The sequence below is a fragment of the Pseudomonas sp. JAI115 genome (assembly GCF_014200835.1).
GTDB lineage: Bacteria > Pseudomonadota > Gammaproteobacteria > Pseudomonadales > Pseudomonadaceae > Aquipseudomonas > Aquipseudomonas putida_A.
The window spans coordinates 1-22514 of the sequence record NZ_JACHCY010000014.1; the positions used below are offsets into that span (position 1 = coordinate 1).

General features: G+C 61.3%; 16 protein-coding genes. 9 read left to right on the forward strand and 7 right to left on the reverse strand.

What is annotated here, in order from left to right; genetic code table 11:
• Window positions 1-179 precede the first annotated feature (179 nt).
• The 7 genes from HDC30_RS23335 to tpx form a co-directional block, all read right to left on the reverse strand.
• Window positions 180-926 (reverse strand): SDR family oxidoreductase, encoded by a 747-nt coding sequence (locus HDC30_RS23335; protein WP_007968514.1) that lies wholly within the window; start codon window positions 924-926, stop codon window positions 180-182.
• Between the two features lie 153 nt (window positions 927-1079).
• The gene (locus tag HDC30_RS23340; RefSeq protein WP_027613727.1) at window positions 1080-3161 is read right to left on the reverse strand and encodes a bifunctional diguanylate cyclase/phosphodiesterase; all 2082 of its coding nucleotides are present in this window, start codon (window positions 3159-3161) and stop codon (window positions 1080-1082) included.
• A 288-nt stretch (window positions 3162-3449) separates the two neighbouring features.
• Entirely contained in the window at window positions 3450-4919 is a 1470-nt protein-coding gene (locus HDC30_RS23345) for an efflux transporter outer membrane subunit (RefSeq protein WP_183785231.1), read from the reverse strand.
• Complete coding sequence (locus HDC30_RS23350; RefSeq protein WP_027613729.1) at window positions 4916-8023, reverse strand: efflux RND transporter permease subunit; 3108 nt, start codon at window positions 8021-8023, stop codon at window positions 4916-4918. Before HDC30_RS23350 ends, HDC30_RS23345 begins: the two co-directional genes overlap by 4 nt.
• Before the next feature lie 142 nt (window positions 8024-8165).
• Window positions 8166-11261, reverse strand: coding sequence for an MdtB/MuxB family multidrug efflux RND transporter permease subunit (locus HDC30_RS23355; protein ID WP_183785233.1), 3096 nt, complete (start codon window positions 11259-11261; stop codon window positions 8166-8168).
• Window positions 11258-12565: an MdtA/MuxA family multidrug efflux RND transporter periplasmic adaptor subunit gene (locus tag HDC30_RS23360; protein ID WP_027613731.1), complete on the reverse strand. Its 1308-nt coding sequence runs from the start codon at window positions 12563-12565 to the stop codon at window positions 11258-11260. The genes HDC30_RS23355 and HDC30_RS23360 overlap by 4 nt, the downstream gene beginning before the upstream one ends.
• A gap of 175 nt (window positions 12566-12740) precedes the next feature.
• Window positions 12741-13241 (reverse strand): thiol peroxidase, encoded by a 501-nt coding sequence (tpx, locus tag HDC30_RS23365; RefSeq protein WP_041066982.1) that lies wholly within the window; start codon window positions 13239-13241, stop codon window positions 12741-12743.
• A 364-nt stretch (window positions 13242-13605) separates the two neighbouring features.
• On the opposite strand from tpx, the gene HDC30_RS23370 reads away from it, so the two are divergent.
• The 9 genes from HDC30_RS23370 to HDC30_RS23410 all read left to right on the forward strand — a co-directional run bounded on the left by HDC30_RS23370 (window position 13606) and on the right by HDC30_RS23410 (window position 22514).
• Window positions 13606-14031: a YciI family protein gene (locus HDC30_RS23370; protein WP_183785235.1), complete on the forward strand. Its 426-nt coding sequence runs from the start codon at window positions 13606-13608 to the stop codon at window positions 14029-14031.
• A 339-nt stretch (window positions 14032-14370) separates the two neighbouring features.
• On the forward strand, window positions 14371-15162 hold the full coding sequence (locus HDC30_RS23375; protein ID WP_183785237.1) for a hypothetical protein: 792 nt from the start codon (window positions 14371-14373) through the stop codon (window positions 15160-15162).
• 10 nt (window positions 15163-15172) lie between these two features.
• On the forward strand, window positions 15173-16624 hold the full coding sequence (locus HDC30_RS23380; protein ID WP_183785239.1) for a DUF1254 domain-containing protein: 1452 nt from the start codon (window positions 15173-15175) through the stop codon (window positions 16622-16624).
• A 13-nt stretch (window positions 16625-16637) separates the two neighbouring features.
• Window positions 16638-18041 carry a DUF1254 domain-containing protein gene (locus HDC30_RS23385; RefSeq protein WP_183785240.1) on the forward strand — a complete coding sequence of 468 codons (1404 nt, stop codon included), beginning with the start codon at window positions 16638-16640 and terminating at the stop codon, window positions 18039-18041.
• A gap of 12 nt (window positions 18042-18053) precedes the next feature.
• The gene (locus HDC30_RS23390; RefSeq protein WP_027613736.1) at window positions 18054-19004 is read left to right on the forward strand and encodes a transporter; all 951 of its coding nucleotides are present in this window, start codon (window positions 18054-18056) and stop codon (window positions 19002-19004) included.
• Between the two features lie 22 nt (window positions 19005-19026).
• Window positions 19027-20007 carry a MoxR family ATPase gene (locus tag HDC30_RS23395; RefSeq protein ID WP_027613737.1) on the forward strand — a complete coding sequence of 327 codons (981 nt, stop codon included), beginning with the start codon at window positions 19027-19029 and terminating at the stop codon, window positions 20005-20007.
• Window positions 20004-20939, forward strand: coding sequence for a DUF58 domain-containing protein (locus tag HDC30_RS23400; RefSeq protein WP_183785242.1), 936 nt, complete (start codon window positions 20004-20006; stop codon window positions 20937-20939). Before HDC30_RS23395 ends, HDC30_RS23400 begins: the two co-directional genes overlap by 4 nt.
• Window positions 20936-21535 (forward strand): DUF4381 domain-containing protein, encoded by a 600-nt coding sequence (locus HDC30_RS23405; RefSeq protein WP_183785244.1) that lies wholly within the window; start codon window positions 20936-20938, stop codon window positions 21533-21535. Before HDC30_RS23400 ends, HDC30_RS23405 begins: the two co-directional genes overlap by 4 nt.
• Window positions 21522-22514 carry a VWA domain-containing protein gene (locus HDC30_RS23410; protein ID WP_183785246.1) on the forward strand — a complete coding sequence of 331 codons (993 nt, stop codon included), beginning with the start codon at window positions 21522-21524 and terminating at the stop codon, window positions 22512-22514. The genes HDC30_RS23405 and HDC30_RS23410 overlap by 14 nt, the downstream gene beginning before the upstream one ends.

Below are 22514 nucleotides of genomic sequence, written 5' to 3' on the forward strand. Positions count from 1 at the left end.
AGCTCTGCCGAGTGGCATTCACCCTGATGAAGAATCAGGGCGAATACCGATCAGTTTGAGATTCTAGGGTTGCTGAGCAACATAGAATCTCCCACCCTGGATTTGTGCAGGACACAGAACCAATGTGGGAGCGAGCCTGCTCGCGAAGAGGGCCGACCTGACAGCGAAACTCTCTGGACTTAACGCCCTCCACCCAAATCAACAAACGTCCCGGTCGCATAAGAAGCCTTGTCCGACAACAACCAGACAATCGCCTCCGCCACTTCATCCGGGCGCCCGCCCCGGGCCATCGGGATCGCCGATTCAAGCTTGCTGACCCGATCCGGATCGCCACTCAATGCATGGAAATCGGTATAGATATAGCCCGGACGCACCGCGTTGACCCGAATCCCTTCGCCCGCCACTTCCTTGGACAGACCGATGGTGAAGGTGTCGAGCGCGCCTTTGGACGCGGCGTAGTCGACGTACTCGTTGGGCGAACCCAGGCGCGCGGCGACCGAGGAGACGTTGACGATGCTGCCGCCCTGCCCGCCGTGCTTGGGCGACATGCGCAGGATCGCGTGCTTGGCGCAGAGGATCGGCGCCAGGACGTTGGTTTTCATGATTTTGAGAATGCGGAATTCGGACATTTCATCGACCCGCGACTTGTGCCCGACGGTGCCGGCATTGTTCACCAGCGCGGTGACCCGCCCCAATTCGGTGTCGACCCGCTGAAACAGCGCGATCACTTCGTCTTCGATGCTGACATCGGCGCGTACCGCAATGGCTTGCGCCCCCAGCGCCCGCACTTGCTCCAGCACGCTTTGCGCGGCCTGTTCATCCGACTGATAGTTGATGCAGATCCGATAGCCCTGCCCGGCAGCCAACAACGCCGTAGCGGCGCCAATTCCGCGCCCGCCACCGGTGATTACCATGACTTTATCCATGCTGGCCCTTCCCCCCAATGCACACGTAACAGTCGGGTTGAAGAATAACCGCCATTGGGCGGTTTTGCATGGGCTCTGTCAAAGACAAAACCCTGCATGAGACTGAGATGTTTTTTGTGGTGCGAGAGCAAGCTCCCTCGCCACAGAATGCAGTCAGACTGCCGCCAAAGCCTCTCCACGGGCAATGTTCTGCATGAACGCGTCCGCCGGCATCGGATGCCCCAACAGATAGCCCTGCAACGAATCACAGCCCAACTGCGTGAGGAAATCCTGCTGCACGCCGGTCTCCACCCCCTCGGCAACAATGCGCAAACCGAGTGCCTGGCCCAGCGCCACGATCGCCGAGACGATGGCCGCGTCATCGCTGTCATGCTCCAGATCGCGGACAAAACCGCGGTCGATCTTCAGCTCGTTGGCCGGCAGACGCTTGAGGTACATCAGGCTCGAATAACCGGTGCCGAAGTCGTCGATCGACAGGTCGACGCCCATGTCGGACAACTCCTGCAACACCTTCATGCTCGCATCCGCGTCGCTCATGGCCGTGGTTTCGGTGATTTCCAGGGTCAGGCTGTTGGCCGGCAGGTGGTGGGTCGCCAGCGCCTTGGCCACGCTCTGCACCAGCCCCGCGTGGCAGAACTGCAAGGCCGATAGGTTCACCGCAATGCGCCAGTCGGTGTAACCGAGCACGTACCATTCGCGCATCTGCCGGCAAGCTTCATTCAGCACCCATTCACCGATGGCGATGATCAGGCCGGTCTTCTCTGCCAGATCGATAAATTTGTCGGGCAGCAACATGCCCTGGGTCGGATGCTGCCAGCGCAGCAGCGCTTCGGCACCGACCGGACGACCACTGATGGCGTCGAATTTGGGCTGGAAATACAGGCTGAACTGACTGTGTTCCAGCGCGGCGCGCAGATCTTGCAATAGCTGCAGCTGCTTGCGCGCGTTGCTGTTCATCGAAGCATCGAAGAAGCTGTAACCGTTTTTGCCGCTGCCCTTGGCGTGATACATCGCCGCGTCGGCATTCATCAGCAGTTCCTGGGCGCTCAGGCCGTTACCCGGGTACAGGGCGATGCCGACGCTGGCAGAAATCTGCAAGTCGTGCTCGGCCACGCGGAACGCCTGACCGAGCAACCCGACCTGACGCGCGGCCAGCCCCAGAGCATCGTCGGGTTCGCTCAGACGCACCAGCAGCACGAACTCGTCGCCGCCAATTCGCGCGAGCGTATCCTGACTGCGCAGATCTTCGCGCAGGCGCACCCCGACTTCACGCAGCAACTGGTCACCCATGTGGTGGCCGAAGGCATCGTTGACCGGTTTGAAACCGTCCAGATCGATAAACATCAACGCAAAACAACCGCCCTGCTCCTCGACCTTCTTCATCGCCTGATTGATCCGGTCGTCCAGCAGCATGCGGTTCGGCAGGCCGGTCAGAGTGTCGTGCAATGCCAGTTGCGTCAGTTCACGGTTGGCTAGGGTCAGCGAATGCGCCAGATCGGCGGTACGCGCTTCAAGGCGCGCATCGAGAATCGAAGTGAGCAAGGCGATCGACAGCACCGCGAGCGTGGTGATCAGCACCAGATTGTCGAGGCCGTTGCCCTTGAGGCCGTCGAGCGTTGCACCGCAGAAACTGCCGTCAGGAAATTGCGCGGCGGCCATGCCGGTGTAGTGCATGCCGACAATCGCGATGCCCATGATCACTGCCGCACCACCACGAATCAGACGCACATAAGGCGAGTGCTGGCGCAGGCGGAAGGCGATCCATAACGCCGCCGCCGAGGCCCCGACCGCGATCAGCAATGAGGCGCCGAACAGGGTCGGGTCGTAATCGATGCCAGGCGTCATGCGCAGCGCGGCCATGCCGGTGTAATGCATTGCACTGATGCCGGCGCCCATGACCAAAGCGCCAAAGGCCAATTGCCAAATCGGCAGTTTCGGCTGGCTGACCAGCCACAGGGCAAACCCGCAGGACAGCACGGCAATCAGCAGCGACAGCGCGGTAATCGCAATGTCGTAGCCCAAGTCGATCGGCAGCTTGAAGGCCAACATGCCGATGAAGTGCATCGACCAGACGCCGACCCCCATCGCCAGTGCACCGCCGGCCGTCCAGAAATGCACTGCGCGCCCACGGGCGCTGGCGATGCGCCCGGTCAGATCGAGCGCGGTGTAGGACGCGAGGATCGCCACACACAAAGAAATGAAAACCAGGGTGAAGGAATAATTACCGATGAGCATGAAGATTCTCGCGACCACCCGCGCCGTACTGCGTCCATTCTCGGCCGGGCAAATGCGGCGATTGTACTGATTGCGCAGAAGAACGCACTGACAAAGTAATCATTTTGCCATCAAGCCGATGAAACGCTTGTTTGATGGTTTTGCGAGGCTCTGGCCCGGGCCTCGTTCCCAGGATTCCGGCAATCAGCGCGATTGATGTGGGAGCGAGCCTGCTCGCGAAAAAGCCAGCACGTTCATCGCAGATATCGACCGAACTGACGCCTTCGCGAGCAGGCTCGCTCTAACGGATCAGCGATTGTCGCTGACATCGAGTTGTCCGTCCCAGCCGCCACCCAGCGCCGCAATCAATTGCACACTGGCGATCAAGCGGTTCTGCAGAATGTTCAGCACAGTTCGCTCGTTGCTCAGCGCCGTGGCTTGCACCACAACCACATCGATGTAGGCAATCAACCCGGCCTTGTACTGGTTCTGGGTCAGGCGCAGCGAGTCGCGTGCAGCATCCAGTGCTTCCTGACGCACCGCCGCCTCGTCTTCATACACCTTCAGTTGCACCAGATAGTTTTCCACTTCACGGAAGCCATCGAGTACGGTCTGGCGATACTTGGCAACGGTCTGGTCATACACCGCCTCGGTACGGTCAACCTCGGCCGAACGAATACCACCGTCGAATATCGGCAAATCCAGTTTCGGCCCGACCGACCAGAAACGGTTCGGCAGCGTTAAAAGATTTTTCGAGGTACTGCTGCTGTAGCCGCCGCTCATGCTCAAGGTCAGATCGGGGTAGTACGCCGCTTTCGCCACGCCAATATTGGCGTTGGCGGCGATCACCGAGCGTTCCGCCGAGGCAATGTCCGGACGTCGCTCCAGCAACTGCGACGGCAGGCTGAGGGGAATCTGCGGCAGATTTGGAATGTTCTGCGTTTCGGCAATGCTGAACTCGGCCGGCGCCTGCCCGGTGAGCACGGCGATGGCATTTTCAAACTGCGCCCGCTGCCAGATCAGGTCGACCAGATCGGCCTGAGTGGTTTTCAACTGGGTCTGCGCCTGCGCCACCGCATCACGCCCGGAAATCCCCGCGCGGTACTGGTTCTGGGTCATTTGCAGGGATTTTTCGTAGGCCGCGACGGTGGCTTCGAGCAGACGCTTCTGCTGATCGATAACCCGTAATTGCAAGTAATTCTGCACCAGCTCCGACTGCTGGCTCAGGCGCATCGCGGCCAGATCGGCGAAGCTCGCCTGGGCGCTGGCCTCGTTGGCTTCCAGGCCTCGGCGCAATTTGCCCCAGATATCCGCTTCCCAACTCACGCCCAACTGCGCGTTGTAGGTATCGCGAATACCGCTGGCCGAACTGCTCAGGCTTGAGCTGCTGCTGCCGGTGCCTTGGCTCGACCGGGTCTTGCCCACGCTCAGGTCGACACTGGGATAAAACGCCCCACGGGCACTGCGCACCAAAGCCTGGGCCTGACGGAACTGAGCTTCGGATTGCGCGACGGTCTGGTTGGAACTGTTGAGTTTTTCGATCAGGCCATTGAGCTGCTGATCGCCGTACAACTCCCACCAGGCGCCGCGCGCCAGCGAGTCGCTCGGATTAGCCTGACGCCAGCCTTCGGCCTCTTTGTATTGCGCGACCTCGGCGGTCTGCGGACGTTGATAGTCCGGGCCGACGGCGCAGGCACTGAGCATCGCCACGCACAGCGACAGGCTCAACAGGCGCGAACCGCGCGCAGTGGCCAGATTGAGAAGCGAACGGTCAGTCATAGCGGAGTTTCCAGAGCGGCGTCAGTACGCACGCCGCGCCACTTGTTGAAGCGGTGGCGCAGCTTGTCGAGATAGAGGTAAACCACAGGCGTGGTGTAAAGGGTCAGGACCTGGCTGAAGATCAGGCCGCCGATGATGGTCAGGCCCAATGGCTGGCGCATTTCCGCGCCCTCCGCCCGGCCAAGCAGCAACGGCAAGGCGCCGAGGATCGCCGCCAGGGTGGTCATCAGAATCGGCCGCAGCCGTTGCAGGCAGGCGCTGCGGATCGACTCCAGCGGCGACAGGCCCTGATGGCGTTCCAGTTGCAGTGCCAGGTCGATCATCAGGATCGCGTTTTTCTTCACCACCCCGATCAGCAGGAACAATCCGAGCAGGGAGATCAGGCTGAACTCGCCGCCCAGCGCATAGATCGACAACAGCGCACCGACCCCGGCCGACGGCAAGGTCGAGAGAATCGTCAACGGGTGAATGTAGCTTTCATACAGCACACCCAGCACCAGATACACCGCGAGCAGCGCACCGAGGATCATGAACGGCTGACTCTTCTGCGTCGCGGCAAAGGCATCGGCGGTGCCGGCCATTTTCGCGATCACGTCTTCCGGCAGACCGACCTTGGCAATCGCCCGCTCGATCGCGGCACTGCCCTGCTCCACGGTCACGCCTTCAGCCATGTCGAACGCGATGCTTTCGGAGGCGAACTGGCCTTCGTGGCTGACGCGGTCGTCTTCCAGGCTGTTTTCGTAATGGGCGATGGTCGACAACGGAATCCGCGCACCGTCAGCGGTAATCACCTGCACCTGATTGAGCGTCACCGGATCCTGCGCGTATTTCGGATTGACCTCCATCACCACCTGATACTGGTTGAGGCTGTCGTAGATCGTCGAAATCTGCCGCTGGCTATAGGCGTTGTTAAGCACTGCGGTGACCATGTTCATGTCGACGCCGAGGCGTTTGGCCTGGTCACGGTCGACAATCAACGTCACCTGTTGCGCGCCACGCCCCTCGCGAGCATCAATGGCGGTCAGCTCGGGCAGTGCGCGCAGCGCGGTCACCACTTTCGGGTACCACTCGCGCAACGCCCCCAGATCGCCGCTTTGCAGGATGTAGCTGTATTGCGAGGTGGTCTGCTCGCGACCCCCGCCGAATTGCAGATCCTGATCCGCCATCAGCATCAACTGGGCGCCGGGCACCTTGGGCATTTCCTTGCGCAGGCGCTCGATGACTTTCTGCGCCGACAGGTTGCGCTCTTTGATCGGCTTCAGGCGTACCAGCATGAACGCGTTGTTGGTGCCGTTGGTGCCGCCGATGAACCCGGCGACGCTTTCCACTGCTTCGTCCTTGAGCACGGCGCGGCGGAAGGTTTCCATTTTCGGCTGCATCACGCTGAACGACAGACCGTCGTCACCCCGGACGAAACCGATCAACTGGCCGGTGTCCTGCTGCGGCATGAAGGTCTTCGGTACTACTACGTACAGCGCAACGTTGACCCCGACCGTAATGATCAGACTGAGCAAAGTCAGACGGCGGTGGCGCAGCACCCAATCGAGGCTGGTCGCGTATTTGCCGACCATCCAGTCGTTGGCGCGACGGCTCCAGCGTTGCAGGCGGTTTTCCTGGCCCGGCGTGTGCGGCTTGAGCCAGCGCGCGCAGAGCATTGGCGTCAGGGTCAGCGAGACCACCAGCGACACCACGATGGCTGCTGCCAGGGTGATGGAAAACTCGCGGAACAGGCTCTCGACAATTCCGCCCATGAACAGGATCGACAGGAACACCGCCACCAGCGACACGTTCATCGACAGCAAGGTGAATCCGACTTCCTTGGCCCCGAGGTAGGCAGCCTGCATCGGTTTGACGCCTTCGTCGATGTGCCGGGAAATGTTTTCCAGCACCACGATGGCATCGTCCACCACCAGTCCGGTAGCCAGAATCAGCGCCATCAGCGACAAGTTGTTCAGCGAGAAGCCATAGAGGTACATCACCGCAAAGGTGCCGACCAGCGACACCGGCACTGCCAGCGTCGGAATCAGCGAGGCGCGGAAATTCCCGAGAAACAGGAACACCACCAGAATCACCAGCGCCACGGCGATCAGCAGGGTCATTTCCGCTTCGTGCAGCGTGGCCTTGATCACCGGCGAGCGATCCATCGCCAGGTTCAGCTTGACGCTGGCCGGCAGTACCGCCTGCAACGCCGGCAACTGCGCCTTGATCTCGTTGACCGTCTCGATGATGTTGGCACCGGCCTGACGATTGATCACCAGCAGTACCGCCGCGTCATCGTTGAAGAAGCCGCTGTTGTAACGGTCTTCGACGCCGTCGCTGACCTTGGCCACGTCCTTCAGGCGCAGGGCCGCGCCGTCCTTGTAATGGATGATCAGCGACTCGTAATCCTTGGCCTTCTCCAACTGGTCGTTGGCCTGGATCTGCCACAGGCGCTCGCCGTCTTCGACCGAGCCCTTGGGCCGGCGCACGTTGGCCCCGGCGATGGTCTTGCGCACATCATCGAGCGCCACGCCGTACTGGTTCAGCGCCTGCGGTTCAAGTTCGATACGCACCGCCGGCAGCGAACTGCCGCCGATCTGCACTTCACCCACGCCCTGCACCTGGGACAGGCTCTGCGAGAGGATGGTCGAGGCCAGGTCGTAGAGCTGGCCTTTTTCCAGCACATCCGAGGTCAGCGACAGCACCATGATCGGTGCCTGCGACGGGTTGACCTTCTTGTAGGTCGGCATGCTGCGCATCCCGCTCGGCAACAGGTTGCGTGAAGCGTTGATCGCCGCCTGCACTTCCCGCGCCGCGCCGTTGATATCACGGTCGAGGTCAAATTGCAGAATGACCCGGGTCGAACCCTGGCTGGAACGGCTGCTCATGGTGTTGACACCGGCAATCGCCCCGAACGAGCGCTCCAGCGGCGTCGCCACCGTGGACGCCATCACCTCGGGACTGGCGCCGGGCAGACTGGCCTGAACCACGATCACCGGGAAGTCCATTTGCGGCAGCGGCGACACCGGCAACAGACCGAAACTGACACCGCCCAGCAGCATGATCGCCAGACTCAGGAGCATGGTCGCGACCGGGCGCTTGATGAAAGGACCGGAGAGGTTCATTGACCAAGATCCTTACTTTCACCGCACTCCCCTGTAGGAGTGAGCCTGCTCGCGATGAGGTCGGCACATTCAATATCGATAGGGACAGACACACCGCTATCGCGAGCAGGCTCACTCCTACAAGGGGTATGTGTACGGATAGTCATACCGATACCTCTTCGGCATTGGTCTTGCCAAAGCGCCGACCGAGACGGTCGAAGTACAGATAGATCACCGGCGTGGTGAACAGGGTCAGCACCTGACTCACCAGCAGACCGCCGACCATCACCAGACCCAGTGGTTGACGCAACTCAGCCCCGGAACCAGTGGCGAGCATCAACGGCACCGCGCCGAACAGCGCCGCCAGCGTAGTCATCAGAATCGGCCGGAAGCGCAGCAGCGCCGCCTGATAGATCGCCTGCTCCGGCGCCATGCCCTGGGTGCGTTCGGCGTCGAGGGCGAAGTCGATCATCATGATCGCGTTTTTCTTGACGATACCGATCAGCAGGATGATGCCGATGATCGCGATCATCCCCAGATCGTTGCCGCTGAGCAGCAACGCGAGCAAGGCACCCACCGCCGCCGACGGCAGGGTCGAGAGAATGGTGATCGGGTGAATGTAACTTTCGTAAAGCACGCCGAGCACGATGTACATGGTCACCACCGCCGCCAGAATCAGCAGCAATGTGCTCGACAGCGACGCCTGGAACGCTTCGGCCGCACCCTGAAACTGGGTCTGCACGCCAATCGGCATGCCGATGTCCTTCTGCACCTGATCGATGATGTCCACCGCATGCCCCAGCGCCACACCAGGTGCGAGATTGAACGACATCATCACTGCCGGGAACTGGCCGATGTGGGTGATTGCCAGTTGCGCCTGACGCTCTTCGACATGGGCCAGGCTCGACAGGCGCACCTGCGCACCGTCAGTGGTCTTGACATGAATCTGATCCAGCGCCGCCGGGCCGATCTTCTCCCCGGCCTGCGCCTGCAGCACCACGCGGTACTGGCTAGCCTGCGTATAAATGGTGGAGATTTGCCGCTGACCGAAGGCGTCATACAGCGCATCGGTGATGTTCTGCACCGAGACACCGAGGCGCGAAGCCGCATCGCGGTCGATCACCAGATAGACCTGCAAGCCCTTGTCCCGCAAGTCGCTGGCGACGTCGGTCAGCTCCGGACGCTGGGCCAAAGCCTCGACCAGACGCCCGCTCCACTGGCTAAGCAGCTCGGCATCCGGCGAGGACATGCTGAATTGATACTGGGTGCGGCTGACTCGATCTTCGATGGTCAGATCCTGCACCGGCTGCATGAACAGACGGATGCCGACCAGTTTGTCCAGTTGCGGTTGCAGGCGCGCGATCACTTCGGTGGCGCTCAGGTCACGCTGGCCGTGAGGTTTGAGGTTGATCAACAGACGACCGCTGTTGAGCGTGGCGTTGTCGCCGTCGACACCGATGTAGGACGACAGGCTTTCAACCGCCGGATCTTCAAGGATTACCTTGGCCAGCGCCTGCTGGCGCTCGCCCATGGCGGCGAAGGAAATCGACTGCGGCGCCTCGGAAATGCCCTGGATCACCCCAGTGTCCTGCACCGGGAAAAAGCCCTTGGGCACCACCATATAAAGGAACACGGTCAGCGCCAGCGTACCGATAGCCACCAACAGGGTCAGCGGCTGGTGTTTGAGCACCCATTGCAACTTGCGCCCGTACGCGGCGATCATCCAGTCGATGACCGCGCCACTGGCCCGGTAGAAGCGGCCCTGCTCGTGGGCTTCCGGCTCACGTTTGAGCAAGCGCGCGCACATCATCGGCGTCAGAGTTAGCGAGACCACCAGGGAAATCAGGATCGCTACCGCCAGAGTGATGGCGAACTCGCGGAACAGCCGTCCGACCACGTCAGCCATGAACAGCAGTGGAATCAGTACCGCGATCAGCGACAGGGTCAGGGAGATCAGGGTGAAGCCGATCTGCTTCGCGCCTTTGAGCGCCGCCTGCATCGGGCTGTCACCCTCCTCGATGAAGCGCGCGATGTTTTCCAGCATCACGATCGCATCGTCGACCACAAAACCGGTGGCGATGGTCAGGGCCATCAAGGTCAGGTTGTTGACCGAGAACCCGGCGAGATACATCACACCAAACGTACCAATCAGCGACAGCGGCACCGCCACCGACGGGATGATCGTCGCGCTGGCACGCCGCAAAAACAGGAACGTCACCATCACCACCAGCGCAATGGCGATCAGCAGTTCGTGCTGCACGTCAGTCACCGAGGCGCGGATGGTCTGGGTGCGGTCGGTGAGTACGGTGACATCGAGCCCGGCCGGCAGGTTGTCGGTGATGCTCGGCAGCAACGCCTTGATCCGGTCGACCACCTCGATCACGTTGGCGCCCGGCTGACGCTGGATATTGAGCAGCACTGCCTGATTCTGGTTGGCCCACGCGGCGAGACGTTCGTTCTCCGCGCCGTCGACGATTTCCGCCACATCCTTCAGACGCAACGGCGCGCCGTTCTTGTAGGCGAGGATCAGGTTGGCGTAGTCCTTGGGCGACGTCAGCTGGTCGTTGGCATCGAGCATCGAGACCCGGGTCGGGCCGTCGAAGTTACCTTTCGGCTGGTTGACGTTGGACGCGCCAATCAGCGTGCGCACGTCTTCCAGGTTCAGGCTGTTCGCCGCGAGGGCTTCCGGGTTGACCTTGATCCGCACCGCCTGCCGCTGGCCGCCGGCAATGCTGACCATGCCGACGCCGCTGATCTGGGCGATCTTCTGCGCCATGCGCGTATCGACCAGATCATTGAGCTTGGGCAGGAGCATGGTTTTCGAGGTGATCGCCAGGGTCAGCACCGGGGTATCCGCCGGGTTGACCTTGTTGTACACCGGCGGCGCCGGCAAGTCGGTCGGCAGCAGGTTGGTCGCGGCGTTGATCGCGGCCTGCACCTGCTGTTCGGCGACGTCCATGTTGATGTCGAGGCTGAAGCGCAGGGTCAGCACCGAAGCGCCGCCGGAACTGGTCGAGGCCATTTGCGTCAGGCCCGGCATCTGCCCGAACTGGCGTTCGAGCGGCGCGGTGACGGCACTGGTCATCACGTCCGGACTGGCGCCGGGGTACAGGGTCATGACGCGAATGGTCGGATAATCGACCTGCGGCAATGCCGAGACCGGCAGCAGGCGATAAGCAATCAGGCCGGCCAGAACAATGGCCAGCATGCTCAGGGTGGTGGCTACCGGACGGAGGATGAACAGCCGCGAAATGTTCATGCGCCCTTCTTGGCCTTGTCAGCCGCGGCGGCGTCCGGTGCACTGGCGGCGGGTTTGCCCTGCAGGTGCCCGGTCGGGGTGGTCGGCACGTCATTGCTGTCGTTGACCACTTCCACTTCGCTGCCTTCCTTCAGGCGGTCGGTGCCTTCCAGCACCACGCGATCGCCCGCGGCGAGGCCTTCGGTGACCACAGTGTTGGTGCCGTCACTGGCGCCGATCTTCAGTTGGCGGATGGTGACTTTCTTGTCGCCGTCCAACGCGTAAACGAACGTGCCGTTGGTGCCGAATTGAATCGCCGCCGACGGTGCCAGTACCACGCCTTTCAAGGTATCGGCCAGCAGATGGACGTTGACGAACTGATTGGGGAACAGCGACTGGTCGCGGTTATCGTAACGGGCCTTGAATTTCAGGGTGCCGGTGGCGACGTCAATCTGGTTGTCGAGGCTTTGCAGCACGCCGCTGGCCTGGATTTTGGTATCGCCGCGATCCCATGCCTCGGCCGGCAGTTTGGCGCCGCTGTGGTAGCGCGCCAATACGGTTTCGAGACTGTTTTCCGGCAGGGTGAAGACCACGCTGATCGGTTGGGTCTGAGTGATGACCGCAAGGAACGTGGTGTCGTTGGCGGCGACGAGGTTGCCGACGTCGACCTGACGCAGACCGACGCGACCGGCAATCGGTGCACGGATCTTGGTGAATTCGAGATTGAGCTTGGCGTCGTTGACCGCCGCCTGATTGGTCTTGACCGTGCCCAGGTACTGGCCGACCAGCGCTTCGGCGGTGTCCAGGGTCTGCTTGGCGATGCTGTCTTCCTTGTACAGGCCGCGATAACGCTCGACGTCGACCTGTGCGTTTTTCAACTGCGCCTGATTCTGCAGCAAGGTGCCTTCAGCCTGGAGCAAGGCGTTCTGGTACGGACGCGGATCGATCTCTGCCAGCAGGTCGCCGGCCTTGACCATCTGCCCTTCCTCGAAATTGATCTTCACCAGTTCACCGCCGACCCGGCTGCGCACGTTGATGGTGTTGAGCGCAGTCACCGTGCCCAGTGCCTTGTAATACAGCGGGAAGTCGCCCGTGACCGCCGGCGCCACACGCACCGGAATCGGCCCGGCCGCGCCACCGAAGCCCGGCCGCATCATCCCCGAACGTCCGGCATGGCCGCTCGCAGCCTTGTCGGCGCCCTCCTTGTGGGCCGAACCGGCGGGCCAGAATTTCCAGCACAGGACGGCGATGACCAACAGGACGAGCAGGCTGATCAGCCAGCGACGGGAGTTGCGAGGGGACGATTGCATGGATTGATTAACCATTGGGCGCGTGGGCTTCTTTTACGGGAGGCTGAACGATAAGCACTGATGGGATTTAAGCAAAGCAGCTTTACCGGCAATTTACCTTCAACTTACGTTTCAAGGTGTGAGGCAAAACACTGATACACAAATGAAAACGGCCTGGACAGGGCCAGGCCGTTAACAATTGTAAAAGCGCTTATTTCAGAACGGCGAGTGCTGCGTCGTAGTTCGGCTCTTCAGCGATTTCCTTGACCAGTTCGCTGTGCAGAACGTTGTCGTTCTCGTCCAGAACTACCACGGCACGGGCGGTCAGGCCTTTGAGCGGGCCGTCAGCGATGGCCACGCCGTAGTTTTCGATGAACTCGGCACCGCGCAGGGTCGACAGGTTCTGCACGTTTTCCAGGCCTTCGGCGCCGCAGAAGCGGGCCTGGGCGAATGGCAGGTCAGCCGAGATGCACAGCACCACGGTGTTGTTCAGTTCGTTGGCCTGAGCGTTGAACTTGCGTACCGAAGTCGCGCAGGTCGGGGTATCAACGCTTGGGAAGATGTTCAGCACTTTGCGCTTGCCGGCAAAGTCTTTCAGGGTGACGTCGGACAGATTGCCGGCAACCAGGGAAAAGGCTGGCGCCTTGGAACCGGCTTGTGGCAACTGGCCGTTGACTTGAACCGGGTTGCCTTTGAGGGTGACTTGAGCCATGACTTTAGTCCTTCTTAACGTGGTTATTGAGCATGCAAGAGGCCGAAGTTAACCACGAAATTGTCCGACGACCTATGCCCTGACTGAAAATTGTCAGGGGCCTGCGCGAAAAATTGTATACAACCGCGCAACGATCCTCTGTAGGAGTGAGCCTGCTCGCGATGGCGGTGTATCAGGCAGCTATTCGCTAACTGAAATGACGCCATCGCGAGCAGGCTCACTCCTACAGAGGATCCGTGTGGTCTGTAGTGCTTTTGCTGCTTGTTAAAACGCCGGACTGCATCTTTTATTCAGAGACGTGTCGATTCACGCCCTGCCCGTTCGACTAAGCAGTGAATCAACCCCATTCCCTGGAGAAACCACCATGCGATTCATGATCCTTGTCAAAGCCAGCGCCGATTCCGAAGCCGGCATCATGCCCAGTGAAGAGCTGATCTCCGCCATGGGCAACTTCAACGAAGAACTGGTCAAGGCCGGCATCCTCATTGACGCCAATGGGCTGCACCCGAGCAGCAAAGGCGCGCGCGTGCATTTCTCCGGCGACAAGCGCACGGTCATCGACGGCCCGTTCATCGAAACCAAGGAGCTGGTGGCCGGCTACTGGATCTGGGAAGTGAAGTCGAAGGAAGAAGCCATCGAATGGGTCAAACGCTGCCCGAATCCGATGCCAGGCGATTCTGATATCGAAATCCGCCAGATCTTCTCCGCAGAGGATTTCGGCGCCGAGTTCACGCCTGAGGCGCGGGCGCAGGAAGAGCGTGTTCGCGAGCAAGCGAAGAAAAATGCCTGATCCCATGCCGGGTTGAATTTGAAATTGCCATCGCGGGCAAGTCACGCTCCCACAGACATCGAGTCGGTCACAGGATTTGTGAACGCTTCAATACCTGTGGGAGCGTGGCTTGCCCGCGAAAGCGTCAGCACTGACAACACACATTTGATTGATCAGCTCACCACCCGACTGAGACCCCTTAGACAAAACCAAAGAATTAATCCCTTCGACTGGCTAACTCCCGATTAGCTGCTAGCGTGAATCAGACGTGTCCTACAGGCTTGATTAAGAAAGGAATTACGTCCAACGGCCGAGAAGTGCCGGGTCGTCCATGCAGTAGCCACCAGGGAAACGGGGATCATGTCGAAAAAATTGGGGATTCGCGCCCTGCTGCTGGCGAGTTCGCTGGCGCCTGTGGTTTGTGCCCTGGCAAATAACGCCGAGGAGGCCAACAAAAGCAACAACCCGCTGAACCTCGCGCCCGGCGCAAACCTGCAGGATTACTACACGCCGAAGCTGTTCGACAGCAACCTGCACACCAACGATGCTTTGCTGCGCGGCACGTTGCCGATTGCGCCCAACGATTTCATCGGTGTGCCGCAATTGCTGCGGGCAACGATGCCGATCAGCACCCGCCCCGATCCGCGCGGCGGCTACAGCACCGGCATCGGCGATCTCAATCTGTTCGACATCTTTCTGCTCAAGACCGACGGCGTGCAGTTGGGTATTGGCCCGCAGATCACCGCGCCGACCGCTGCCGAGGACGAACTGGGCACCGGCAAGTGGCAGGCCGGCCTCGCTGCGGTAGCGATCGATTCGTCGCCGCGCGGCCTGCTCGGTGCGCTGGTGCAGTACCAGAGCTCGTTCGCCGGTGACCACGACCGCGCGCATGTCGAAACCGCAACCCTGCAGCCGTTCATCATTCATAACCTGGAAAAAGGCTGGTACCTGCGCTCCACCGGCACCTGGACGTTCGACCTGAAGAACAACACTCACTACATCCCGATCGGCCTGGGTGCGGGCAAAGTCTGGAAGTCCGGGAGCAATATTCTCAACGCCTTCCTCGAACCGCAGTGGACCGTCGAACGCAAAGGCGATGGCGTGCCGCAATTCACCCTGTTCGCCGGGATCAACGTGACATTCGGAAAATAAGGACATCGCCATGCACATCGCTTTACGCGCCGCCGGTTTCAGCCTGATGACCCTGTTCGCCAGCTGCGGCGTCGGTGCTCAGGAGCTCGACACGCGTATCGGCAAGATCGCCATGGAGGGCGAACTGCCGGCCCATGAGTCGATCGCCAAACTCTACGCCGAGCTGGATTTCCAGCAAGCGACCCAGAGTTACCTGTGGGCCTTGCCGCTGGTGTCCTACGCGCAGTGGCAGGAAGAATTTCGCGACAAGCTCGGCGCGCGCAGCGGCGATCTGCTGGTGCTCGACAGCTACGAAGACAAGCTCGGCGTGATCACCGCCAATGCCACCACGCCGTACATTCTCGGCTTCGTCGACCTCAGCGAAACCGGGCCGCTGGTGATTGAACTGCCACCGGGACCGACCGCCGGCGGCATCGGCGATTTCTGGCAGCGGGCGATCATCGACATGGGCCAGACCGGCCCGGACAAAGGCCAGGGCGGCAAATACCTGGTGCTGCCGCCAGGCGCGGAGCCACCGGCCGATGCCGACAAGTATTACCTGGCCAAATCGGAAACCATGAACGTGCTGGTGGGCTTCCGGGTGCTGGATCCGGATCCGGCCAAAGGCAAGGCGCTGGTCGAGCAATTCAAGATGTACCCGTACGCCAAACGCGCCGAGCCGAGCAAGACCCGCCTGCTTTCGCCTGACGGTAAAAAGTGGTCGGGCACCCAGCCGCGCGGCATCGCTTACTGGCAGCGGCTGCATCAGATCATCCAGAAAGAACCGGTGAATGAACGTGACCGCTTCTACATGGCGATGCTCGCCAGTCTCGGCATCGAGAAGGACAAACCCTTCAACCCCAACACCCAGCAGCGTCAGGCCCTGGAGTCCGGCGCGCAGGTCGGTGAACTGATCGCCAAGGCCAACACCTTTGCCAAGCGCTTTCCTGACGCGCAGTACTGGCCCGACCGGCATTGGGACACGGTGTTGAACATCGCCGAACCGTCGCAACGCGTGGCCTATTACGACCAGTTGTGGGAACGCAGCGCCTGGTTTTATGAAGCGGTGACCAACACCAAGGGCATGGTTTCCAAGACCCCGGGCCTCGGTCAGACCTACCTCGGTGCCTACACCGACGCCAAGGGTGACTGGCTCGACGGCGGCAAGACCTATCGCCTGCACGTCGGCGCCAACCCGCCGGCCAAGCAGTTCTGGTCGATGACCGTGTACGACATCGACAGCCGTTGCCTGATCGACAATCCGCAGCGCAAGGCCGATCTGTCCTCGCGCCAGGATCTGAAGAAAAACGCCGATGGCTCGGTGGACCTGTACTTCGGCCCAAGCGCACCCAAAGGCTTCGAGAACAACTGGGTGCAAACCGTGCCCGGCAAGCACTGGTTCAGCTACTTCCGCCTGTACGCGCCGACCGAAGCCTATTTCGACAAGAGCTGGAAACTCGACGACATCACGGTCGTGCAATGAATAAGGACGCCGCATGAACACACGCAATCTATGGCTGACCGCTCTGACCCTCGCCCTGAGCAGCAGCGCTTGGGCCGATTTCAGCGCCAGCCCCGAAGAAGCCCGAGGCATCGCCAAGGACGCTTATCTGTATGGCTTCCCGGTCGTGGAGATGTACAAGACCCTCTACACCCAGGCCGTGGACAGCAAGAGCCCGAACTTCAAGGCACCGTTCAACCAGATCGGCAATACCGCCAAGGCCTTCACCGCCAAGGACACCGCGTTCGTCACGCCGAACGCCGACACGCCCTACTCGTTCGTCTGGATGGACTTGCGCAGCGAACCGCTGATCCTGACCTTGCCGCCGATCGAAGAGCACCGTTATTACTCGGTACAACTGATCGACGCCTACACGCAGAACTTCGCTTATCTGGGCACCCGCAGCACCGGGAATAACGGTGGCCATTTCATGATCGCCGGGCCTGACTGGCAGGGTCAGCAGCCGATCAACATCGACCGCCTGGTGCGCAGCGAAAGCAACATCGCCTACGCGCTGTACCGCACGCAGCTGTTCGACGAAAAAGATCTGGGCAAGGTCAGGCAGATCCAGAAAGGCTACAAGGTCGAGCCGCTGAGCAAATACGTGAAACAGAAAGCTCCGGCGCCAGCACCGAAAGTCAGTTGGCCGAAACCGACGCCGACCATGAGCGAAACGCCGGAGCTGTTTCGCTACCTGAACTTCATGCTCGCCTTCACTCCGCCGCAGGACGTCGAAAAAGACCTGCTCGCGCGCTTCGCCAAAATCGGCATCGGTGCCGGTCAGCCATTCGACCTGAAACAGCTCAGCGCCGAGCAACGCAAGGCCCTTGAAGACGGCATCAGTGATGCCAAAGCGGAATTCGCCGCGTTCAAGAAAGACAAGGTCGACACGCACGAAATCAGCAGTGGTGACCTGTTTGGCACCCGCGATCACCTCAAGGGCAATTACCTGTATCGCTACGCCGGCGCCAACATGGGCATTTTCGGCAACTCTGCCGAAGAGGCGAACTACATCGGTTATTTCGTCGACAAGGACGGCCAGCCGGTCGACGCGGCGAAACACGACTACACCCTGCATTTCGACAAAGGCGCCCTGCCCCCGGCCGACGCCTTCTGGTCGCTGACCATGTATGACGGCAAGAGCAAATTGCTGGTGGCCAACCCGCTCAATCGCTACCTGATCAACTCGCGGATGCTGCCCGACTTGAAGCTCGATGCCGACGGCGGGCTGACCCTCTACGTGCAGCACAAAAATCCCGGCAAGGACAAGCAGGCCAACTGGCTGCCGGCACCGAACGGGCCGTTCTACGGCGTGTTGCGCCTGTACCTGCCGAAGCCGGAAGTGGCCAGCGGCGAATGGAAGATGCCGCTGCTCAACCCGGTCAACTCAAAACAATAAACGGAGCCAGTGATGGTCAAGCCTTACGTTGTGCGTCCGCTGCTGGCGCTGTGCATGATCGGCAGTACTCAACTCTATGCAGCTGAAGGTGGCGTGGGCCGGCCAATCACCGGGCAACAGGTGTATTCCAACGCCGGGATCATCCCGCCCGAACCGGGCTGGGTAGTCTCGGTCACCAGCATCTGGTACGACGGATCGCTCAAGGGCAGTCGCGGCGCGCCGATTTCCGGTGAAGTCAGTGCCGGGATCGACATGAAAGTGTCCTACACCATGACCAACCTGACGCACATCTGGGACACCGGCAAAGGCCCATGGAACTTCGCCTCGGCAATCGGCGTTCCAGTGCAGTACACCGACATTGACGCAGCCATCACCGGCCCGCGCGGACGCACCCTCGGCACCAGCGATTCCGGGACTCAGTTCGCCGACGCGCTGGTCACCCCGATTGCCGCCGGCTACCACTTCGACGAGTTGAACCACATCGCGTTCTCCCTGCCGATCTACGTGCCGACCGGCGCCTACAACGACAATCGCCTGGCCAACCCGGGGCAGAACAATTACACGTTCATGCCCACCGTGGCCTTCACCCATCTGGACGGCAAGGGTGGCGAGTTCACCCTGTCCAGTGGCCTGGAGTTCTACACCGAAAACACCGCCACCGATTACCGCAACGGCAATATTTTCACCCTCGACGCCTTGTGGACTCATGGCTTCGGCAGTGGCTGGAGCGCCGGTCTGGCGGCGGGTTATATCCAGCAAATCACCGACGACAAGGGGCAGACCGCCGACAGCCTGAATGGCTTCCGTGGACGCTCCGTCGGCGCCGGGCCGGTGGTCGCCTGGGCCGGAAAATTCGCTGACGCTCAGGCCAACATCAGTGCGCGTTGGGTGCCGGAGTTCGACACCAAGAACCGCCCTGAAGGCAACGGAATTGCCGTCAACATGACCCTGGCGTTTTTCTAGACCGGCCACAAAGGACTGTCCCATGACCACACTCACCGACCTCAATGCCCTGCAAGCGAGCATCGCCGAAGCCGTACTCGGCCAGGATCAGGTCATTCGGCAGATCCTCCTTGGCCTGCTGGCCAACGGGCATTTGCTGCTCGAAAGCCTGCCGGGGCTGGCCAAGACGCGCACGGTCAAGGCGCTGGCCACGCATCTGGACGCGAAGATGAGCCGCATCCAGTTCACCCCCGACTTGCTGCCCTCGGACATCACCGGCGCCGAAGTGCTGCATCAGGTCGCCGGGCAAAACGAGATCCGCTTCCAGCCAGGCCCGCTGTTCGGCAATCTGATCCTCGCCGACGAGATCAACCGCGCCCCGGCCAAGGTGCAGGCGGCGCTGCTGGAAGCCATGGAGGAACGGCAGATTACCGTGGCCGGCACCAGCCATGTGCTGCCGGAGCTGTTCATTGTGGTCGCCACGCAAAACCCGATCGAGCAGGAAGGCACTTATCCGTTGCCGGAAGCGCAGATGGACCGGTTCCTGATGAAGGTGCTGCTGGATTACCCCAGCGCCGACAATGAAAGCCAGGTGCTGCGCCTGTTGCGCGCCGAGGAGTTTGCCCAGGGTGCGAACACCGCACCGGGCAAGGGCTTCAGCCTGTCACAGGAAGTGATTTTCGCTGCGCGCAAGGAGGTCAGCGCGGTGCACGTATCACCGGCCATCGACCGCTATCTGATCGACCTGATCAACGCCACTCGCCACCCGGCCGATTACGACGAAGACCTCGGACGCTGGATCAGCATCGGTGCCAGTCCCCGTGGCGGCATCGGCCTGGATCGTTGTGCGCGGGCCGACGCGTGGTTGCAGGGCCAGGATTTTGTTTCGCCGGATAACGTGCGCGCCGTGGTGCATCCGGTGCTGCGCCATCGCCTGCAATTGAGCTACGACGCGGTCGCGGATGGCGTGACTGCTGATCAGGTGCTCGACCGTTTGCTGGATAAAGTGGCGATTCCGGCGTGAACACGGACGGTCTGGTCTACGTGTCTCTGGCGCAATTGATGGCGCTGGAGTTCAAGGCCCGTGACCTGAGTTTTCTGGCGCGCCAGCCCCAGGGTAGCATCCTTGCCGGAAACCATGCCTCGCGCCTGCGTGGCCGTGGTTTGAACTTCGATGAGTTGCGCCGCTATCAGCCCGGTGATGATTTACGCCACCTCGACTGGCGCGCTTCCCTGCGTACAGGCAAACCGGTGGTTCGCACTTTTACTGAAGAACGCGATCGCCCGGCATTGGTCGTGGTCGATCAGCGCATGTCGATGTTCTTCGGCTCGCAACGCAGTTTCAAATCCGCCCTCGCCGCTGAACTGGCGGCACTGGCGGCGTGGATGGTGTTCAACGCCGGTGACCGGGTGGGCGGTCTGGTGTTCAACGATCAGCGCATCGACAGCATCGCGCCGTTGCGCAGCCGCAAACGGGTCGAGGCCTTGCTCAGCCACGTGGCGCAACAGAATCAGGCGCTGAACGCGGCCAATCCCGACGCCGAAGACGAGGACCAGTTGGACAAGGCCTTGCAGCGTTGCCTGGCGCTGGCCGGGCATGACCATTTGATCTGCATCGTCAGCGACTTCGCCGGGGCGGGTGAACGCACCTTGCAATTGATGCGGCAACTGCGCGCGCACAACGACGTGATTGCCCTGCAAGTCTACGATCCACTGGCCTTGAAGCTGCCGAGCGATGGCCGGCTGCTGGTCACCCAAGGCCAATTGCAGGTGGAACTGGCTGTCGAGAAACGCAGCGTGCATCAGCCGTTGGGTGATTATCTCGGTGGCCGCCTTAAGGACGTCGCCACCCTGCTGCGCCGCAGTCAGGTGCCGCTGATGATGTTCAGCACCGCCGAAGAGGCCCACGCGCAATTGCGCGCCGAGCTTGGCAAGTCTGCCGGCCCACGGCGATGAACCCGAATATCCCCGACATCAGCCAGCTCAAGGAGCTGAGCCTGCCGGTGCCGGTGAGTTATGCGCCGCAGACCTGGGGCTGGTGGCTGTTGCTGGCGTTGTTGGTTGTGCTGGCGTTGATGGTTGGCGTGCGGCGTTATGTGCAGTGGCGACGGGATCAGTATCGGCGCGAAGCGCTGGTGCGGCTGGCGCAGTTGCGTGAGCGCAGTGATGATCTCAATGCCCTGCGCGAGTTGCCCGAACTGCTCAAACGCGTGGCCCTTTCGATGCCAACCCAATCCCGGAATTGGAACGCAACCCCTGTGGGAGCGGGCTTGCTCGCGAAGGCGTCGGCACATCCAACATTGATGGCGCCTGACACAGCGCTTTCGCGAGCAAGCCCGCTCCCACAGAGTCCTGCGGCGCTGGGGAAAGATGAGTGGCAAGCCTTTCTGCAGCAGCACTGCAAAACCAGGCTGCCCGACGACTTCAGCGCACAACTGGCCCTACTCGCCTACGCCCCCGACGCCACCTTGCGCGCCCTCCCCGCCGAACAGCGCCAGGCGCTGTTCGACACCTGCCAACATTGGGTGGAGCAGCACCATGTGGCAGCTTGATTACCCGTGGTTGTTGCTCCTGCTGCCATTGCCGTGGCTGACCTTGCGTTATCTACCGGCGTATCAGGAGGCGCGCAGCGCCGTGCGCGTGCCGTTTTTCGGCGCCATGAGCCGCGCCGTCGGGGAAGCGCCGAGCCGGGTCGGCAATCGTCAGAACCCCTGGCAAATGCTGCTCAATCTTCTGGTGTGGACGTTGATCCTGCTCGCCGCCGCGCGCCCGGTGTTCGTCGAAAAGCCCATCGAACGCCAGCAACCGGTACGCGACCTGATGCTCGCCATCGACCTCTCGCAATCGATGGAGACTGAAGATTTCAGCAATGCCGATGGCCAGAAAATCAATCGCCTCGCCGCCGTCAAACAGGTGGTGCAAGGCTTCATCGCCAAGCGCAAGGATGACCGCATCGGTCTGATCGAGTTCGGCAGCGGTGCCTATCCGCAGGCGCCGCTGACTCTCGATCACGCCAGCCTTGCGCTTTTGCTGGCCGATACCGGCATCGGCATGGCCGGGCCGAACACCGCCATCGGTGATGCCATCGGTTTGAGTCTGAAGCTGCTCGACCAGGCGCACGAACAGCAAAAGGTGCTGATCCTGCTCACTGACGGCAACGACACCAGCAGCGCGATCACCCCCGACCACGCCGCGGAAATGGCCGCCAACAAAGGCGTGGTCATTCACACCATCGGCATCGGCGACCCGACGGCGTCCGGCGAGGCGCAGGTCAATCTGCGCGGGCTGCAACAGATCGCCCAAACCACTGGCGGGCAGTTCTTCCGCGCCGAAGATCGTACGGCACTGGATCAGGTCTACAGCACCCTCGATCGCCTCACGCCGCATCAAGTGAAAACCCTTAGCCATCAGCCGCAACGCGAGTTGTTTCATTGGCCGCTGGGCGCGGCGCTGACGCTGTTGGCGCTGTATCACCTCGGTGCCCTGCTGCGCCCGCGCCTGGCGCTGGCCCGCCAGCGGCAGGAGGCCTGA

Bases quoted from the DNA above. Each gene is read 5' to 3' on its own strand.
- HDC30_RS23335 (WP_007968514.1), bottom strand. From the start codon at position 926: ATGGATAAAGTCATGGTAATCACCGGTGGCGGGCGCGGAATTGGCGCC.
- HDC30_RS23340 (WP_027613727.1), bottom strand. From the start codon at position 3,161: ATGCTCATCGGTAATTATTCCTTCACCCTGGTTTTCATTTCTTTGTGT.
- HDC30_RS23345 (WP_183785231.1), bottom strand. From the start codon at position 4,919: ATGACTGACCGTTCGCTTCTCAATCTGGCCACTGCGCGCGGTTCGCGC.
- HDC30_RS23350 (WP_027613729.1), bottom strand. From the start codon at position 8,023: ATGAACCTCTCCGGTCCTTTCATCAAGCGCCCGGTCGCGACCATGCTC.
- HDC30_RS23355 (WP_183785233.1), bottom strand. From the start codon at position 11,261: ATGAACATTTCGCGGCTGTTCATCCTCCGTCCGGTAGCCACCACCCTG.
- HDC30_RS23360 (WP_027613731.1), bottom strand. From the start codon at position 12,565: ATGGTTAATCAATCCATGCAATCGTCCCCTCGCAACTCCCGTCGCTGG.
- tpx (WP_041066982.1), bottom strand. From the start codon at position 13,241: ATGGCTCAAGTCACCCTCAAAGGCAACCCGGTTCAAGTCAACGGCCAG.
- HDC30_RS23370 (WP_183785235.1), top strand. From the start codon at position 13,606: ATGCGATTCATGATCCTTGTCAAAGCCAGCGCCGATTCCGAAGCCGGC.
- HDC30_RS23375 (WP_183785237.1), top strand. From the start codon at position 14,371: ATGTCGAAAAAATTGGGGATTCGCGCCCTGCTGCTGGCGAGTTCGCTG.
- HDC30_RS23380 (WP_183785239.1), top strand. From the start codon at position 15,173: ATGCACATCGCTTTACGCGCCGCCGGTTTCAGCCTGATGACCCTGTTC.
- HDC30_RS23385 (WP_183785240.1), top strand. From the start codon at position 16,638: ATGAACACACGCAATCTATGGCTGACCGCTCTGACCCTCGCCCTGAGC.
- HDC30_RS23390 (WP_027613736.1), top strand. From the start codon at position 18,054: ATGGTCAAGCCTTACGTTGTGCGTCCGCTGCTGGCGCTGTGCATGATC.
- HDC30_RS23395 (WP_027613737.1), top strand. From the start codon at position 19,027: ATGACCACACTCACCGACCTCAATGCCCTGCAAGCGAGCATCGCCGAA.
- HDC30_RS23405 (WP_183785244.1), top strand. From the start codon at position 20,936: ATGAACCCGAATATCCCCGACATCAGCCAGCTCAAGGAGCTGAGCCTG.
- HDC30_RS23410 (WP_183785246.1), top strand. From the start codon at position 21,522: ATGTGGCAGCTTGATTACCCGTGGTTGTTGCTCCTGCTGCCATTGCCG.